The sequence below is a fragment of the uncultured Veillonella sp. genome, from assembly GCF_963524655.1.
In the GTDB taxonomy this organism is placed as follows: Bacteria; Bacillota; Negativicutes; order Veillonellales; family Veillonellaceae; genus Veillonella.
Genome location: NZ_CAURHA010000004.1, coordinates 15,075 through 32,567 on the forward strand (window position 1 = coordinate 15,075; position 17,493 = coordinate 32,567).

Annotated in this window: 20 protein-coding genes; 4 read left to right on the forward strand and 16 right to left on the reverse strand. The window is 38.6% G+C overall.

The window, feature by feature from the left end:
• Positions 1–262: 262 nt before the first annotated feature.
• Both RYM16_RS01570 and yedE read right to left on the reverse strand, forming a co-directional pair.
• Complete coding sequence (locus RYM16_RS01570; protein ID WP_195186673.1) at positions 263–511, reverse strand: DUF3343 domain-containing protein; 249 nt, start codon at positions 509–511, stop codon at positions 263–265.
• Between the two features lie 17 nt (positions 512–528).
• On the reverse strand, positions 529–1,590 hold the full coding sequence (gene yedE, locus RYM16_RS01575) for a YedE family putative selenium transporter (protein WP_314981929.1): 1,062 nt from the start codon (positions 1,588–1,590) through the stop codon (positions 529–531).
• A 120-nt stretch (positions 1,591–1,710) separates the two neighbouring features.
• Here yedE and RYM16_RS01580 point away from each other — a divergent pair, with 120 nt between their 5' ends.
• On the forward strand, positions 1,711–2,868 hold the full coding sequence (locus RYM16_RS01580; protein WP_314981931.1) for an aminotransferase class V-fold PLP-dependent enzyme: 1,158 nt from the start codon (positions 1,711–1,713) through the stop codon (positions 2,866–2,868).
• Positions 2,869–3,022: 154 nt separating this feature from the next.
• Here RYM16_RS01580 and RYM16_RS01585 read toward each other — a convergent pair whose 3' ends face one another.
• The 9 genes from RYM16_RS01585 to RYM16_RS01625 form a co-directional block, all read right to left on the reverse strand.
• Entirely contained in the window at positions 3,023–3,853 is an 831-nt protein-coding gene (locus RYM16_RS01585; protein ID WP_009351997.1) for a radical SAM protein, read from the reverse strand.
• 2 nt (positions 3,854–3,855) lie between these two features.
• On the reverse strand, positions 3,856–4,662 hold the full coding sequence (locus RYM16_RS01590; protein WP_009351942.1) for a 4Fe-4S binding protein: 807 nt from the start codon (positions 4,660–4,662) through the stop codon (positions 3,856–3,858).
• The gene (locus RYM16_RS01595; RefSeq protein WP_314981933.1) at positions 4,655–5,518 is read right to left on the reverse strand and encodes a substrate-binding domain-containing protein; all 864 of its coding nucleotides are present in this window, start codon (positions 5,516–5,518) and stop codon (positions 4,655–4,657) included. Before RYM16_RS01595 ends, RYM16_RS01590 begins: the two co-directional genes overlap by 8 nt.
• Positions 5,519–5,936: 418 nt before the next feature.
• On the reverse strand, positions 5,937–6,167 hold the full coding sequence (gene rpsR, locus RYM16_RS01600) for a 30S ribosomal protein S18 (protein ID WP_004693795.1): 231 nt from the start codon (positions 6,165–6,167) through the stop codon (positions 5,937–5,939).
• A gap of 39 nt (positions 6,168–6,206) precedes the next feature.
• Complete coding sequence (locus tag RYM16_RS01605) at positions 6,207–6,605, reverse strand: single-stranded DNA-binding protein (protein ID WP_009352155.1); 399 nt, start codon at positions 6,603–6,605, stop codon at positions 6,207–6,209.
• Positions 6,606–6,624: 19 nt separating this feature from the next.
• Entirely contained in the window at positions 6,625–6,909 is a 285-nt protein-coding gene (gene rpsF / locus RYM16_RS01610; RefSeq protein ID WP_004693799.1) for a 30S ribosomal protein S6, read from the reverse strand.
• Positions 6,910–7,050: 141 nt separating this feature from the next.
• Entirely contained in the window at positions 7,051–8,232 is a 1,182-nt protein-coding gene (locus tag RYM16_RS01615; RefSeq protein WP_105081444.1) for a multidrug effflux MFS transporter, read from the reverse strand.
• A gap of 305 nt (positions 8,233–8,537) precedes the next feature.
• A complete protein-coding gene (locus RYM16_RS01620) occupies positions 8,538–9,713 on the reverse strand; it encodes an MBL fold metallo-hydrolase (protein WP_314981934.1) in 1,176 nt (391 codons plus the stop codon).
• A gap of 2 nt (positions 9,714–9,715) precedes the next feature.
• The gene (locus tag RYM16_RS01625) at positions 9,716–10,792 is read right to left on the reverse strand and encodes a hypothetical protein (RefSeq protein ID WP_314981936.1); all 1,077 of its coding nucleotides are present in this window, start codon (positions 10,790–10,792) and stop codon (positions 9,716–9,718) included.
• Positions 10,793–11,136: 344 nt separating this feature from the next.
• Between RYM16_RS01625 and RYM16_RS01630 the strand changes: the two genes are divergently transcribed.
• From RYM16_RS01630 to ychF, 3 genes are all read left to right on the forward strand, one after another.
• A complete protein-coding gene (locus tag RYM16_RS01630) occupies positions 11,137–12,366 on the forward strand; it encodes an LL-diaminopimelate aminotransferase (protein WP_105081443.1) in 1,230 nt (409 codons plus the stop codon).
• Positions 12,367–12,649: 283 nt separating this feature from the next.
• Complete coding sequence (locus RYM16_RS01635; RefSeq protein WP_105097743.1) at positions 12,650–13,621, forward strand: diaminopimelate dehydrogenase; 972 nt, start codon at positions 12,650–12,652, stop codon at positions 13,619–13,621.
• A gap of 190 nt (positions 13,622–13,811) precedes the next feature.
• Positions 13,812–14,918, forward strand: coding sequence for a redox-regulated ATPase YchF (gene ychF, locus RYM16_RS01640; protein ID WP_105097742.1), 1,107 nt, complete (start codon positions 13,812–13,814; stop codon positions 14,916–14,918).
• A 78-nt stretch (positions 14,919–14,996) separates the two neighbouring features.
• On the opposite strand, the gene RYM16_RS01645 is transcribed toward ychF, so the two are convergent.
• The 5 genes from RYM16_RS01645 to yedF form a co-directional block, all read right to left on the reverse strand.
• The gene (locus RYM16_RS01645) at positions 14,997–15,233 is read right to left on the reverse strand and encodes a CsbD family protein (RefSeq protein ID WP_009351877.1); all 237 of its coding nucleotides are present in this window, start codon (positions 15,231–15,233) and stop codon (positions 14,997–14,999) included.
• A 65-nt stretch (positions 15,234–15,298) separates the two neighbouring features.
• Positions 15,299–15,538, reverse strand: coding sequence for a GlsB/YeaQ/YmgE family stress response membrane protein (locus tag RYM16_RS01650; protein WP_009351847.1), 240 nt, complete (start codon positions 15,536–15,538; stop codon positions 15,299–15,301).
• A 151-nt stretch (positions 15,539–15,689) separates the two neighbouring features.
• Positions 15,690–16,400 carry an NAD(P)H-dependent oxidoreductase gene (locus tag RYM16_RS01655; RefSeq protein ID WP_314981938.1) on the reverse strand — a complete coding sequence of 237 codons (711 nt, stop codon included), beginning with the start codon at positions 16,398–16,400 and terminating at the stop codon, positions 15,690–15,692.
• Positions 16,401–16,512: 112 nt separating this feature from the next.
• Positions 16,513–16,770: a DUF3343 domain-containing protein gene (locus tag RYM16_RS01660; RefSeq protein WP_009352053.1), complete on the reverse strand. Its 258-nt coding sequence runs from the start codon at positions 16,768–16,770 to the stop codon at positions 16,513–16,515.
• Positions 16,771–16,881: 111 nt separating this feature from the next.
• Entirely contained in the window at positions 16,882–17,481 is a 600-nt protein-coding gene (yedF, locus tag RYM16_RS01665; protein WP_314981980.1) for a sulfurtransferase-like selenium metabolism protein YedF, read from the reverse strand.
• Between the last annotated feature and the right edge of the window lie 12 nt (positions 17,482–17,493).

Below are 17,493 nucleotides of genomic sequence, written 5' to 3' on the forward strand. Positions count from 1 at the left end.
ACTGCTCCTTAATAACGGACGAGCGTACATGATTACTGGGCTCATCAAAGATATCAATTAATTAATAATTTAGCAAACTAAAACTTATCGGCATCAATTTTTAACAATCAATTACCAAAATATAGATACACATTTTTTATGTATAAACCAAAAAAGTAGATATCCCAAAAGGAATATCTACTTTTATGTACCATAAATTACACATCATTGGCTAAATAACAAAATCTTACATTAAATACAATGCAAAATCTGTATTTCAAAGTTATTTATTTGGACTTTCATATATAGTTTTATAGCCACCCTCTGTAACAGCTACGATTTGTTCAATCTCCTCTGTTGGATCCTCTGTGAAAGTAAAGCTTTCACCAGCATCAAAGGATGCACTCGTTCCACAAGAGGAACTCAAATCGCGCGGCACTGGACGGAGTTCTATATTGGTTACCCCTTCAGGAGCTTCACGCTTGAAGCGAATCGCGCCAAAGTGAGAGTAAAATGTTGCAATATATTTCATAATCACTCATTTCTAATCTACGCATTTGCTCGTTTTGTATTAAGGATAGCAATGATAAGAGCCACTACAAAGCCAACACCGACTGCGATTTGACCATTTAGTGTAGGGCCTGCACCGGAAGCAGCTAAACCGAAATTATGAGCGAACGCCGCACCAGCCGCAAGGCCAAGTACTGTTACAGCAGAGTCAGAGTTACCTTCACCAGTCATGATCAATTGACGTAATGGACAACCACCAAGCAACACGCTACAGAAACCTGCAAGCGCCATACCTAGGAAGTTCCACAAACCATCTGTATGTGCAATCGGTTGGTTTTCAAAGCCAAGATGGAAATTACCAAAACTAATATTTACAACAAATACACCTACAAGCACTGCAAGGTATCCAAAAATAAGAACAGATTTTTTAAACAAGAATAAATCGCGGAAGCCACCAACCGTACAAAGTCGGCTAACTTGAGATAAGCCACCTACTACAAGGCCAGCCGCCAAAGAAATGAGCCATGGAGCATGCATAGCGCCAGGACCTTTTTGACTAAAGAAGATAAATGCTGGTGCTGTTACAACAAGTACGAGCAAGCCTACTTGAATAGCCGGCATCATAGCAGATTCTAATTTGCTCAACGCATAGGTACGTTGTAAAGAATAGCCTCGTTTTAAGAAAATAGTACCAAATCCAATGCCACCTGCAAAGCCGGCAATACCGAATAAGGCATTTAAATCACCACCGCCAAGACGCAAAATCATACGAATTGGACAGCCAAGGAACATCAACGCACCAATCATAACAAAGAAGCCAAGAATAAATCGAATAATTGGGGATGAACCACCTTTACTTTGGTGCTCGCCACGAATCATAGACAATACATAAGCCCCTAATATAAGACCGATAATTTCTGGGCGAATGTACTGTACCGGTGCGGCACGATGTAGACCTAAACCACCGACAGTATCGCGAACAAAGCACGCAATACAAAAGCCCATATTACCTGGATTTCCAGCTAATACGAGGAAGCCTGCGATAGCACCAATAATGAGGCCTGCGATAATTAAATTCCGTTTTTCATGAGACCCACTCATAGTAAACTCCTTTCAAACTACAAACACAAAAACTCTATGAGTACATGCTCCTATCCTATACCACATGCTACTCATGATATAATAACCATAAATACATCTTATTATTCATGGAGATTACCAATGAACTATATCTATTTAGATAATGCGAGCACCACGTTTCCTAAAGCGCCAAATGTGGCTAGTGCCATGGCGGACTATATAACGAACCGGGGTATAAACATCAACCGTGGTTCCTATGCCCTCGCTTATGATGTAGAGGATACTATCTATACAACGAGACAACGACTACATACCTTATTCAACGGCCATGATCCATCCCATGTCATCTTTACACAAAATGTGACGATGAGCTTAAACATGGTTATCAAGGGCCTATTGAAAGCAGGTGATCATGTGCTCGTTAGCTCAATGGAGCACAATGCCGTCATGAGACCGCTTACCCAACTGCTAGATAAAGGCATTGCCTTTGATACTATTCCATGCGACTCCACAGGATCCATCCAAATGGACTCTATCGAGCCATTAATTCGTCCTAATACAGTAGCCCTAATTATCAATCACGCATCCAATGTATGTGGAACCATCCAACCGCTCAAATCAATTGGCCCGATCTGCAAGGCTCATAATCTACAATTTATTGTAGACGCAGCCCAAACGGCAGGTGTTATTCCTATTGATGTGAAAGCATGTCATATTGATGCCCTTTGCTTTACAGGTCATAAAGGATTATTGGGACCTCAAGGTATTGGTGGCATTATATTGACCAAAGAAATGGCTCAAAACTTAACCCCTCTTATCGCTGGTGGTACAGGCAGCTTCTCACATTTAGAAACACTGCCTACCCATATGCCCGACGCCTTTGAATCAGGTACGTTGAATCTACCTGGCATCATTGGATTCAATGAAGGCCTCGCCTATATTGAGTCACAAGGAATGGAAAATATTCATAACCATGAGCTAGTGTTAACACAATCCTTCCTCGAAGGATTGCAATCAATAGATGGTATTAACATCGTTGGTAAGCAGAATATCCAAGATAGAACTGCCGTCGTATCCATCACAATTGATGGTATGGACCCTGCGAGTATTGCTTACGAACTAGAATCCACCTATCACATCATGACGCGTGTTGGTCTCCACTGTGCCCCGCGAGCACACCAAACGCTAGGAACCTATCCAGAAGGAACCATACGCTTCTCCTTTGGCTATGCCAACACACTTAAAGATGTAGAATCTGCATTATCGGCTCTAAATACAATCGTAAAGAGCTCTAAATAATAGATATCACTGTTAAGGCTATATACCTTGAGTATATAGCCTTTTTCTTATGACATAAACATTTTATTTCTTACTTATTATGAAAGTTATTTCTAGCCTAAAAGCTAATAATCATATAAGGCTTAGACTACAGCAGTTAGAATATCGAGTCCACTTATGCTTCACACAAACGACCGATAGCATCGGCTCTACAACGTTTGCAGTGTGTCATTTGCGGCACATAGTGACCAATAAATTGACGCATATTATCGATTTCTTCTGAAGTTGGGCCTCGGTGATTTTCAAAGGCCGTATCGTGAACTGGAATCATAGCAATACAGTTCATCAAATCGACACCCCAAGCTTCTGCTTGTTTAGCGATTGCTGGCACATGATCCATATTTACATCAGGCACTACTACAGTATTAATCTTAACAATGATATTCTTTTCCTTTAGTTTTCGGATACTTTCAGCCTGACGCTCTAGTAGAATACGGGCCCCATCGATTCCTTTGTAAATATTACCCTCATAGCGAACCATGGAATATACATTTTTTGCAATCTCTGGATCAATAGCATTAGCCGTAATCGTTACATGCGTAATTCCTAAGTCAGCAATGTCATTAACATAATCAGGCACTGCCAAACCATTACTAGATAAACAAAGCATGACATGAGGAAAATCCTTTTTCACGAGGCGGAAGGTTTCAAGTGTCTTGTCTGCATCACACATAGGGTCCCCAGGGCCTGCAATCCCTACTACAGAGATATCCTGACGAGCATCAAACACCTTGCGCACAAAGGCAGCAGCCTCTTGTGGCGTATAGACATGCTGCGTCACACCTGGTCTATTTTCATTGGCACAGTCGTACTTACGATTACAATAATTACATTGAATATTACAATTCGGCGCTACTGGTAAATGTAAACGACCCCAATTAGCAGAAGCGGCCTTGTTGTAACAAGGATGATTTTGTAGGAAACTTTGTCCTTGAATTTCTTTCATAATTAACCTTTCCGACCAAATCTAATAGCATCTTTATGGCAAACATGTAAGCAATCACCACAGTTGGTACAATTCATTTCATTTGGTCGTGTTCCCATTTCACACACGCGTAAGCACGCATCACAGTTATCGCAATCATTTGTTTTAAAAATTCTAAAAATAGAAATTTTGCGAAGCAACTCCATTACGCCCCCAAAAGGACATACAAAGCGACACCAAGCATTGGCGATAATAAGGGAGCCAGCAATAATAGATACGACCGTTATAGTACGAGCCGCCCAATACCATTCGGAGAACTGCATAGATAAAATAACAGCATTAAAATATTCATCGCTCGTCCGAATTGGGATCATAATGCGGGGATTACCAAATTTAAAATAAACTACGAGCCCTAAAATTATAGTTGCTACCATGCCGAGTTGAAGGAAACGCATATAGTTTTTACGATTTCTTAGTGGCCCCATAGATATTTTTCCCAGCATTTGGTTAACCCACCCACTTGGACAGAACCAGCTACAGAAAGCACGTCCAAAGAATACGACCATAATCGGCAAGATAATCCACCACGCATAAAAGTACGTCGTGATGCGGCCCCAGCAGGTAATTATGGAACAGCTTTCACAGTTTACGAATGGCACAATATAAGGGCATCGGAATATGCCATAGTATACCCATTTCCCCATAATAAAGAGGAAGATAAATTGCACGATTCGACGCCAAAGCGTTAAATTCTTAGGGGCTTGTTTCCCAGATACACCAGAACTAACTTGAGTTCCACAGGTTGTAGATGACGGACAGTGATTACACATCTTTTACACCAAACCTTTCTATCAAATCGAGACCTCTCGCACTATAAACGGATGTGAACCCGTGATTTTCTAAGATTTGTTGTCCTTCTTGGGACCGTGTAAATTCAATATAATCGGCAGCCAACGCACGATCTTGTACATATTTCATTGTATTAATAGTGAAAGTAAGCGGTGCAGGTGGCACAAATTGTCCAGGTATGGAGAAGTACTCTATACGATCCTTGAACCGATCATGTGTGGTAAGGCGTTTTTCAATGATGGATACATCGGCTTTACCTTCTACGAGGTCACACATCATGGAAATTACACAAGCATTTTCAGCCATTAAGTTTTTCATGATACCATCAGTTAATCCAGATAATTTCATGATTCCTTTTACAGACGCACTACCTGGTGGAGATGCGCCTAGGGGCAACATAACGCGTACACCAGGCTCGGCCATATCCTTCAAGTCTCGAATCCCTGCGGGATTCCCCTTAGGTGTAACGATAACGTAATCCGTAAAACATAATGGTTCAAAAGCAATACTTACGCCTTTTTTTCGCATATTTTTCGCTAGATCTAAACCGCGAGCCCCAAAGACTTCTGTGCGACTTTTCTCAGCCAACAAGGATTTACCAATAGCCCCTGCAAAGGCACCAGTATACTGAATATTGTGCCCCGTGTGCATTGTATAAACTTGGTTTAAATCAAGGAACGCTTCCGACAAGCCGCCACAAGTCCACACTTGTAATGAGTCAGATTGTGTTGGCTTATAGGCACCTCGTATAAACGACGGCACCGCTGATGCGGCTGCTAAAGCTAAAGCACCACCAATAAACTGGCGACGGGATATATCCTTTTTCAAAAATCCCATGTACTTACCACCTTTCACTGAACTTTACAGTACTAATCATATACTCACATTATAGTATAAAAATCATAAGTTTTAACGATGATATGCATAAGTTTAATTAATTTATTTATATAGATTAGTCATGTAAATACTATTTTTAAAGGTATTATTATAAAATTTTAAGATATTCTCTCCATATCTATTTTATTGAATATTTATTGTATACGATGAATATGCTATTTTTTTAGGTTTAATGAAGCCAAAATCCCGCTATACGCTCAGTGCATAGTAAACAAGGATAATCAGCGCTATAGACTATATTTGAACTCTTTACAGCACGCATTGCCCTTTAAGATTTAAATTCATTATAAGACAATATTGCCTAAAAGAACGCAAAAAGGCGGTACAACCAAATGGTTGTACCGCCTTGATTCATCAATTATTCAGCAGTGAATGGCAATAAAGCAATTGCACGTGCACGTTTGATAGATGTAGTCAATTTGCGTTGATGTTTTGCGCAAGTACCGGAAATACGACGAGGTAAGATTTTGCCGCGTTCAGTCGTGAAACGACGAAGTTTAGCAACATCTTTATAGTCGATTTGATCGATATGGTCTGCACAGAAAACGCATACTTTTCTTCTTGGCTTTCTGCCTCTATCTCTTCTCATTGCGAATCCTCCTTTTCGAATTAGTAGGAGTCCCTGACACTAGAACGGGATGTTTTCGTCATCGCCGCCTGTACTGAAACTATCAAAATTGGACCCACCTTCGAAAGAATTAGTATTCATATCAAGGGATTGGCCCACAAAGTTCGCTACTACTTCAGTAACGTACCGTTTTTGACCGTCCTGAGTCTCGTAAGAACGAGTTTGCAAACGACCTTCTACAAAGCAACGACTGCCTTTACGAAGATTGCCTGCCGCTTCACCAAGTTTACCCCATGCAACGCAGTTGATGAAAGCAGTTTGTTCTTTCGTTTCATTTGTTGCAGAGTCAACATAGGTGTTTGTTGCAGCTACTGTAAAAGTGGCTACCGCACGACCTGTTTTAGTGTAACGTACTTCAGGATCACGAGCTAAATTACCTAGAATTTGTACAGAGTTCATGTTTTCCTCCAGGCTTTAATTATGCTTCGTGTTTTACAATTAGATGTCTTAGGACTTCATCGTTGATTTTCAATACACGATCGATTTCTTTGATTTCAGCAGGTGCTGCTTCAAAGTTGATCAATACATAGAAACCGTCAGTGAATTTCTTCACAGCGTAAGCAAGACGACGCTTGCCCCAACGATCTACCTTTTCTACTGTGCCGCCTACACGAGCAATTAAAGCTTCTACTTTTTCAATAACAGCGTTAGTTGCTTCCTCTTCAGCTGGTTTCACAATAAACATGACTTCGTATTTGTTCATACAAAATCACCTCCTCTTTCGGACTAATGCCCCTATCGACACATAGGGGTAGGAAGTGCTTACCATCAATAAGCCTTACTATTATAACCTAAATAAACGATGAAAGCAAGAACCCATTTTGAGTTCTTGCTTTCACAATTATTAATGATCGTATCGTTTATCTCTAGGAAATGCTAGAATAGCACAAATAATAACAAAGATGGTAATAACAGACATCATAGGGTATGCCGAATTATTCGGTAAGAATGTTAACACCAAAGATGAAATAATACCACTACCATATTGCATTGCCCCTAGTAAAGCGGCACCAGAGCCAGCCATCTTGCCAGCCCGTTCTAATGCCAATGCATTGGTAACCGCTGCAATAACACCATTCATAGAGAAGAATAAGAAACTGCCGATTACAATAAGCCATAAAGAGTGTTCGCCCATAAACATTAAAATCATAACAATCGTTACACATATGGCTGCAAACATAGTAGCATAGCGCAACAACTTATCGAGGCGCATGGCACTTACAATGCGCCGATTGACTGCACTCATGAGCATTACACCAATGATATTAAGGGAAAATAAATAGCCATAATACTCTGTAGGCACTCCAAATACATCGATGTACACATAGGGTGAACCAGTTAAAAAAGCATAGATTGCAATATAGAAGGAGCTTACACAAAGCGTGTATTTCATAAATTCTTTATTGCGCAACAAGATCCAGTAATTGATATAAGTATGACTCATATCCTTGCGGCTACGCTTTTCCTTGGGATGTGTTTCAGGCAACAATAGGACGGCTAATAGCATGAATACACCTATAATAACCAATAGCCAAAATATAGCATGCCACGTATACCACACAAGCAAATGACCGGCAAACAAAGGACCGGCAATAGGTGCTATAGCCATAACAATAGCCAGGGTAGACAGCATCTTTGCCGCCTCAGTCCGTCCATACAGATCGCGAATGATGGCTCGCGATAACATAGGCCCCACACAAGCTCCAAAAGCTTGGAATACGCGCCATGCCAACAGTTCAATCATCGATGAACTCAGCGCACAGCCTACAGAGCCTATTATAAACAAAACTAGCCCTATTATGAGAGGTTTCTTTCGACCAATCTTATCACTGACAGCGCCCCAAAAGAGCTGAGCCAAAGAGAAGCCGATTAAGAACCCCGTAATCGTAAGCTCCGCATCACCATTTAAATCGCGCCCCATAGCAGGCATGGCGGGCAAATAAATGTCCGTCGATAACGACGTAAACGCCATCAAAGCACTTAATATAGAAATAAAAAGCCAACTTTTATTGCTAACCGTATGCATACAGTCACCGCTTCCATATTCAACTATATGAACTATCATATAAACCGCACTATACTAAATATATATTCATTATATCAAAATATACATATAGATATATATTTTTTTTATAATTCAACAAAAAAGCGTAGTAAAATACTACGCCCAAAGTACAGTAAAGACAAAAGCCTAACGCAATAGAGCATTCAAAATACTCGCACGCTAGGCTATCCTCTTAAAACTATTTATAAGATGAGCCTAACGCCACCACACGTTGATGGCTCTCCTTTTTCTTTATTATATAACATAAACAGAATTTCTTAAAAAATTTATATGATAAATGGCTCATTATCATTAACGATATACACATTTCTATGAGGTACTAATGCCTCTAATCTCTCAGGATTATCAGTATGAACCGGAATGATAGCGTCGGGATTAACTAGTTCTATAAACTTAATCAAATCATCTTTAGACACATGACCACTGGCATGACATATATAGGTTGGGTAGGTTTCTAACAAACCTTTCAATGCTAGGTTTTCTTCAATATATCCTGTCCACATGGAATATATGATACGTACATCATCTTTAGGAAATTCTTTAATTTGAGAAATAAAATTTTCTGTTCCTCTTACTAAGGATACAAACCCATGATCCATATAATATTTAGGATACGGTCCTTTACTAAGAACTAGTGGGCTATCATGTCTACGATACAAAGAGCTTTCATAATATACATTATTAATCACAGTGTTTAATATTCTTTTCTGATAAGCATCACAAATTAAAACTTTATCAGTTGGCATATTCTGCCAAATTCCCATAATACGGTCAATATTCGTAGATGAACACATAACAAAAATATATTTCCCATCTTGGATATATGAAGAAATATCGTCTAATACTGCGGCTTCAGATATGTATTTATCTGCGTCTCTAGACAAAGAAGTCCCCTCTGTAATTAATACATCAACCTCACCTATATATGTGTTAACTAATTGGTCTAATATATGATGGCGCAACCCATGCATCCGGAAATCACCTGTATATAAGACATGTTTACCTTCCGCTTCAATGACAAACATATAACTATCCGCAGCACTATGGTCTATAACCAAAGGTCTGATACGTATATCACCAATTGTAAAAGCCTCTCCTCCACGAAATGTATTTGCACCTAATAATCTTAAGTATAAGTTTTTATCTTGATATTCAGCAGATATCATAGCCACTTCTTTACTTAACTCTCCCATATATAATGGTATTTCTGGTAATGCAGCAGTCAGTTGTCCTAAATGATCCATATGATAATGTGAAATCACAATACCATCACAATCTGGTAACCCTTTTGTGACACCGTCTATATCTAAATTTATAGGTATGTAATTTTCATCTAGACTCAATTCGTTACCAAAATCCAGTATAATGCGGGTAGATGCTGTACTAATTTCTATGGCACTACCACCAATTTGATGAGTGCCACGATGGATAATTATATTCATACTTAACCTTTGCTAGGAATAGTTAGTAATGTCTCTGCTCGATATAATCGATCTAATTTTCTAGACCAACCTTTTATATTAGTTGGATAAGAAGATTTACTATCTGTATCAGTACGTAATACAACAAATCGAATTTGTTTTAAATGAGGCTCTTGCTTTAAGATTGCTTCACATAAGGTTCGTAAAGAATCACGTTTATCAGTTGTAAGTAACTCTTGGCACTCTTTATGTTGTTGGCTTTCAACTGTTTTAGACGGATAATATACTTTCTTTGTTTTATCTGCTTTATCTTTATTCGGCAAATCTATCCGTAGCATTAAATTTGAGTTTTCTCCACCATCGTTTTTAGCCCGAGACTTCTCATCAAATAAAATTACTAATTCAGCGTTCTTGGTATGCTTATAATCCTTTAACGCTCTCAATTCAGTTATACCGTTATGATCTTGAGCAGATTCTATCTGATTCAAATCAAATAATTTGTAATATGTATAAGCCTCTAAAACACAGCGTAATAAAGTTTCCTCACTACCAGACGGACGATATTTTAATTCAATTATTGAATAACATTTATCTTTGGAGTTATAGCCTAAAAGATCTATTTTGCCATACGAATCACTTCGATCTGCTTTCAGCGGTGTTTGATAATCAAAAATATAACCTAAATCCTTAACGTCACGTTGATAGAATAATAGTTTTGCTAAGATTTCTTCTTTTCGATTACTGATCTGCAACTTATTTATATCAACACTTTCAGAATGATTATGACCTGTATCAAAATGGTTAGGTCTTAAAGATTCTAATTCGAGCCATGTTTTAATGTAACCTTTTGATACAAGTGTATCTGCAATAACTTCGCTATATCGAGTATTATTAACTTTTGATTTACCTGTTACATGCCCTTTGTAGTTTATAATAGATGCTTTATAAAAGTTTGCCGCAAATTTTTGCACCTCTGTTAGCTTTACATTCTTATCTTCAGAGCCCTGTTTAACACTAAATATTGTTTTAAAATCTTTTAATTTATCGCTCCTATTAATTTCTTTACAAATATTATTATAAAATTGCTCACAATCAGACATCTCTATTCTCCCTTATCAACAATAGCCCCAACACTAAGAATAACCAGCTTATATGCGATATCCACGAGATTTATACTATAACTTTATTATATCAGCATGAATTATATGAGTAAATGATGAAACACCCACTTCGAATCAATGATAACTAAAGTTAATTTAAATTTATTATACTTTTACTATACTATTCACTACGAGTAATAAATTACCCATTATGAATTCCTCTATCTAAAATTAACTAATTAATAATCTAAAAAATAACTTTCAACATTCTATAGAAAGTTATTGCATAAATCTTTTTTATCCTTTACTATAGTAAAAAGAGTTACATTTAGAAAGGAATCATCATGGCTAATATCAATGAAAATTACTTAAATCTACAAGGTTCTTATTTATTTGCTAATATTGCAAAAAAGGTAAATGAGTACCAAGCCGCACATCCAGATGCAGATATTATTCGTCTTGGTATTGGCGATGTTACGTTACCGCTTGTTCCTGCAATTATCGATGCCATGAGCAAAGCGGTTCAGGAGATGGGCAAAGCAGAAACATTCCGCGGTTACGGCCCAGAACAAGGCTATGACTTCTTGCGCCAAGCAATCGTTGATGGCGATTACAAACCATTAGGTGTAGATATTTCAATCGACGAAGTATTCGTGTCTGACGGTGCAAAATCTGACGTTGGCAACATCCAAGAATTATTCAGCGAAGATAATGTCATCGCTATTACAGATCCAGTGTATCCAGTATATTTAGACTCCAATGTTATGGGTGGTCGTACTGGCGAAGCTGTAGACGGTATCTTCCAAAAGGTTGTATACCTCCCTACTTCTGCAGAAAATAATTTTTCTCCAGAATTTCCCTCTGAAAGAGTAGATATTGTATATCTTTGCTCCCCTAACAATCCAACAGGAACGGTATTGAGCCGTGCTCGTCTAGCAGAGTGGGTAAAATGGTGTAAAGATAACGACGCTATCTTAATGTTTGACTCCGCTTACGAAGCTTTCATCAGCACAGAAGACACTGTAAAATCTATCTACGAAGTCGAAGGCGCTCGCGAAGTAGCCATTGAGTTCCGTTCCTTCTCCAAAACGGCAGGTTTCACAGGCACACGTTGTGCTTATGCAGTAGTGCCTAAAGAAGTGACAGGCAAAACTAAATCCGGTGAACGCCAAGCCCTCAATCCTATGTGGAACCGCCGCCAATGCACTAAATTCAACGGTGTGCCTTACATCATCCAACGCGGTGCTGAAGCAGTGTACACTAAGGAAGGCCGAGAACAAACACAAGCAAACATTGCGTACTACAAAGAAAATGCCCGCATCATCAAAGAAGGTCTAGAATCTATCGGCCTTACTGTATATGGTGGCGTAGATGCTCCATACATTTGGCTCAAAACACCAGGCAACATGACTAGCTGGGAATTATTCGATATCTTACTTGAAAAGGTTCAAATCGTATCTACACCAGGCTCTGGCTTTGGCCCTCATGGTGAAGGATACCTACGTTTAACAGCTTTTGGTAGCCGTGAAAATACTATTCGCGCTGTTGAAAGAATCAAAACGTTACAATTCTAATACCTATAAAATAAAAAGACCGATTACAATCCCATAATAGGAAGGTAATCGGTCTTTTCTATACCTTAATATATATTATTATTTAGTTTGATCTTTATAACAAAACGCAATGTATCGATATAGTTAAACTTAAACTGATTTTCAAATGTATGGTCATATTGATAGATATATTACTTTTACAATCTAGATTGATGAATTCTATAGAAAAATATTAAATACATTTATTTTGTGCTATAATAGTTATGTTAATTATTAAATTTATCGATTAATATAGGAGGCTAATATGAATATTCGTATTGGTATCGTTGGCTACGGCAATTTGGCTCGTGGCGTAGAAGCATCCGTTCAATTACAACCTGATATGGAGCTCGTAGGCGTATTCTCTCGCCGTCAAGGTATTGAAACTGTGTCTGGTGTACCTACTTACTCTATGGAAGATATTCCTAATTTCAAAGGTAAAATCGATGTAATGGTTCTTTGTGGCGGTTCCGCAACAGACCTTATCGAACAAACACCAATGGTAACTAAATACTTTAACTGTATCGATTCCTTCGATACACATGCACGTATCCCTGAGCATTTTGCTAATGTAGACAAAGTAGCTAAAGAAGCTAAAACTGCTACATTGATTTCATGTGGTTGGGATCCAGGCATGTTCTCCTTGCAACGCGTTTACGCTGAAGCAATCTTGCCAAAAGGCAAATCCTACACATTCTGGGGCCGCGGCGTATCCCAAGGTCACTCCGACGCAATCCGTCGTCTTGAAGGCGTAGTTGATGCTCGTCAATACACTGTTCCTAAAGAACAATACTTAGACGAAATCCGCAACGGTCAAACTCCTGACGTTGATGGCTATAAAGGTCACCTTCGTGAGTGCTACGTAGTAGCGGCTCCTGATGCGGACAAAGCTAAAATTGAAAACGAAATCAAAACTATGGAAAACTACTTCGTAGGTTACGAAACTGTAGTTCACTTCATTTCTCAAGAAGAACTTGATCGCGACCACAAAGGCATTCCACATGGTGGCTTCGTTCTTCGATCTGGTGAAAGTACAGATGGCACTCGTCACGTTATCGAGTACTCTTTGAAACTTGATTCCAACCCTGAATTCACAGGTTCTGCCCTCGTTGCTTACGCACGTGGCCTCTACCGCCTTGCTAAACACGGCGGAACAGGTTGCTACACAGTATTCGACATTCCACCAGCTTGGATTTCTACACAATCTGCTGCGGACTTGAGAGCACATTCTCTATAAGAAATATAACAAAAACCCACACCTCAGTGTGGGTTTTTGTTTAGTGACACTACTAGTCACCTATGTGACTAATAGTGTCACTTTTTTAGTACAAATTTATAGCATCTATATGATATAATATTTATTTGATAGAGTTTCTACGGAAGCTTTCACAAAGAACGAAATCAATTAGTTAATAAAAGGTGGTACCATGAGCACAAATTTAGAAGTAGGCATCGTAGGCCTTCCAAATGTTGGTAAAAGTACATTATTCAACGCCATTACAAAAGCAGGCGCTGAAGCTGCCAACTATCCATTCTGTACAATCGAGCCAAACGTAGGTGTCGTTGACGTTCCAGATAACCGTTTAGCTGTATTAGCTGAAATGTTCGGTTCTAAACGCATCCTTCCTGCTGCTATGCGCTTCGTAGATATTGCAGGCCTCGTAGAAGGTGCGTCCAAAGGTGAAGGTTTAGGTAACAAATTCCTTAGCCACATCCGTCAAGTAGACGCCATTGCTCAAGTTATTCGTTGCTTCGAGGATCCTAACATCACTCATGTTGCAGGTTCTATCGATCCAATCCGCGACATCGAGATCATCAATACTGAACTTTGTCTTGCTGACCTTGAGTCCGTAGAAAAACGCAAACAACGTATTGAAAAAATCGCTAAATCTGGCGATAAAGATGCTCGTGCTGAATTGCCATTGTTAGACCGCATCATCGAAGGTCTTGGCGAAGCTAAACCAGTTCGTGCACAAGGTCTTAACGAAGACGAATTAGAAATGATCAAAGAATTAACTTTGCTCACAGCTAAACCATCCCTCTTCGTTGCTAACGTGTCCGAAGACGAAGTAGCTGATTACTCCGCTAACGAACATGTAAAACGCGTAGAAGAATACGCAAAAGCTGAAGGTGCTGGCATCGTAGTTGTTTCCGCCCGTATCGAATCTGAAATCGCAGAATTATCCGACGAAGAATCCGCTGCATTCCTTGAAGATCTTGGTCTTGAAGAATCCGGCTTAACTAAGCTTATTAAAGCAAGTTATGCACTATTAGGTCTTATCAACTACTTCACGGCTGGTGAAATGGAAGCTCGTGCATGGACAATCGTAAACGGCACAAAAGCGCCTCAAGCAGCAGGTAAAATCCACTCCGATATTGAAAAAGGCTTTATCCGTGCTGAAATCGTATCCTTCGATGACTTACAAGCTTGTGGCAGCCAAAATGCGGCTAAAGAAAAAGGCCTTGTACGCCTAGAAGGCAAAGAATACGTTATGAAAGACGGCGACGTAACACACTTCCGCTTCAACGTATAATACAAATTAATAACAAAAAACCAGTAAATCGAACGATTTACTGGTTTTTTTAATGCTACAAAAAGCTTTTATTTAATTTTATTTGTCATCATTGCCCAATGCATTTTTAAGGCCACTAATCGCACCTTCTACAGCATCTTTAGCATCATCTGCAGCTTTCTTAACATCATCTGCAATATCATTAGCAGCGTCTTTTACTTTTGCTACTGTATTTTCAACAACGCCTTCTGCTTCCATTTGTTTGTCATCAGTTAATTTGCCAACATTTTCTTTTACTGCACCTTTAACTTGATCTAATTTATCATCTAATGCCATAATTGTGACTCCTTTCATGTAAAATCACGTTTAACCATATAAAATCTACTTTTATAAGTAAAGGGCTATCCTTTTTTTCCGAAGAAAAATGAGACTACAGCAACAACAATTACTGCACCCAATACAGATGGAATTAAGGACATTCCTGCTAAGCTAGGACCCCAAGTACCAAATAGGGACTGACCTACGGACGAGCCAATTAAACCAGCAACAACGTTAGCGATAACGCCCATTGCACCGCCTTTGTTAGTGATGGCACCAGCTAGGAACCCGATAAAACCACCAACAATAATTGACCATAACATACAATCACTCCTTCCTATTCAATCAAAATATTCATAAATCCTATCAAATAATACAGTTTTTATGAATATTTTAGAATCATTGTATTTTATAATATAGCATTCAATTCTAAAGATTAAATGAAGAATTTCGATTTAGTTCTACATATATGATCTACTCAACTACTGTTACAATTTCGTCTAAAGTACGGCGCGTTTTATTACGATGTGGTTCTTCGTCTCGGTAACCAAAGGCAGCCATTACAGCAATGCCAAAGTGTTTAGTATCGAATAGGCCAAGTTCATCACCTAAGAGTTCTGTCATGTCATCTTGATTGAAGCCTTCTAACGGACAAGAATCTAAGCCTTCATAAGCAGCCATTGTCATCATATTCGCCATAACGATATACGCTTGTTTAGAGGCCCAATCAAAAGCAGCACGTTCAGACTCAAATGTTTTATAATCACTTGTAGTAAATTGAGCATATTTTTCTTTATAAATAGCATCTACTTCAGCAGGTAATTGTTTAACCTCTTCTTGAATGTAACGTACATAGGGAGAATCAAATTCTAAATCTACCTTTTTACGTGTTAAGAATACCACAAAATGACTTGCTTCAAGGCCCGCATGAATCCCCCAGCCATGAGCTTTCATTTTTTCCCGAATTTCTGGATTTTGGATAACTAACAATTCAAAAGGCTCAAAACCAAGGGATGTGGGTGCCAAACGAGCTGCTCTTAAAATAGCATTCCAATCTTCTTCAGAAATCTTCTTCGTGCTATCAAACTTTTTACATGCATAACGATAGGTCATAGCATATTCTAAATCGTTACGATCCAATTTAGGGGCTGTTAATTTTACATTTTCTATTTCATACTTGCTCATATATACCTCCATAATGATAAAAAATATCATATATTTATAGTACCATAGTTAGCCGTTAAATTACAGAAGAATGAAAATTTTAATAAAAAACAAGAAAAAGCCTAGACGATGTCTAGGCTTTATATGGTACAGCTAGCTCACCTTTTTCATACCAAAAGAGGCCAGATGTACTAATCTTATGTTCTTTTAAAATAGTCTGAACCTGCTCTACAATACTTGGATCTATTTGCACAGATAAACCACACATATCGTAAAGCTCTGGAGGTGTAGCCATCAATTGATGAGGCACCGCTAATTCTGTTAGTATCTTGTCTGCTTTATCGCCAAAATAATAGGACGTAAAGACGACTAGCAATTTTTTATTTTCCAAGGCCTCACCTCCTATCATAGCATCTACCATTACATTGTTATAACATTGACTATCCATTTAAAGCTAAGGTATCTCGTCTAAATCTGTCTGTTAAAATATCAGTGATAAGAATTATAACTTAACTAAATTCTCCCCAAGAATAGAGTCCGTAATAGCGTACATATTTGTAATACTACCTACGCCAAGCTCTTCTTTTACCCCAAAATAATCGAGACAAATGCCACATGCTGCAATTTCAACACCAAGATCAGCTAGTTTTTTTATATTTTCTAAATGAACAGAATCATTTACAACCATCTTAACACTGCTGTTGATGAAATAGATTTTAGATGGTTTTACATCGGCTTCTACCATGCACACCCAGAAGGTTTTCATCAAATTTCTACCGAGCTCTTCACTACCTTCACCGAGATAATCTTTTGTCATCAAGATAACTCGATTACCATAGTTCATCGGTTCGCAACTCGCTTCTGTAACAGGATTTGCATTTGGCGTCATAGTGAGGTAGAAATCCTTACCATCTTGGCGGATTGCCACCCCATAACCGCGAGACTTGCCAAACTTTTCTACATTATCGCGACTCACTTCATTATCTACAATAGTAGTAATAACAGCATCTGGATTCGCATCGCTAATCTTCTTAGTTTCAATCACAGGTTTTGGACACAAGCTACCACGTACATCTACAGTTAATTCATTTGTATTGCTCATCATACACCTCTA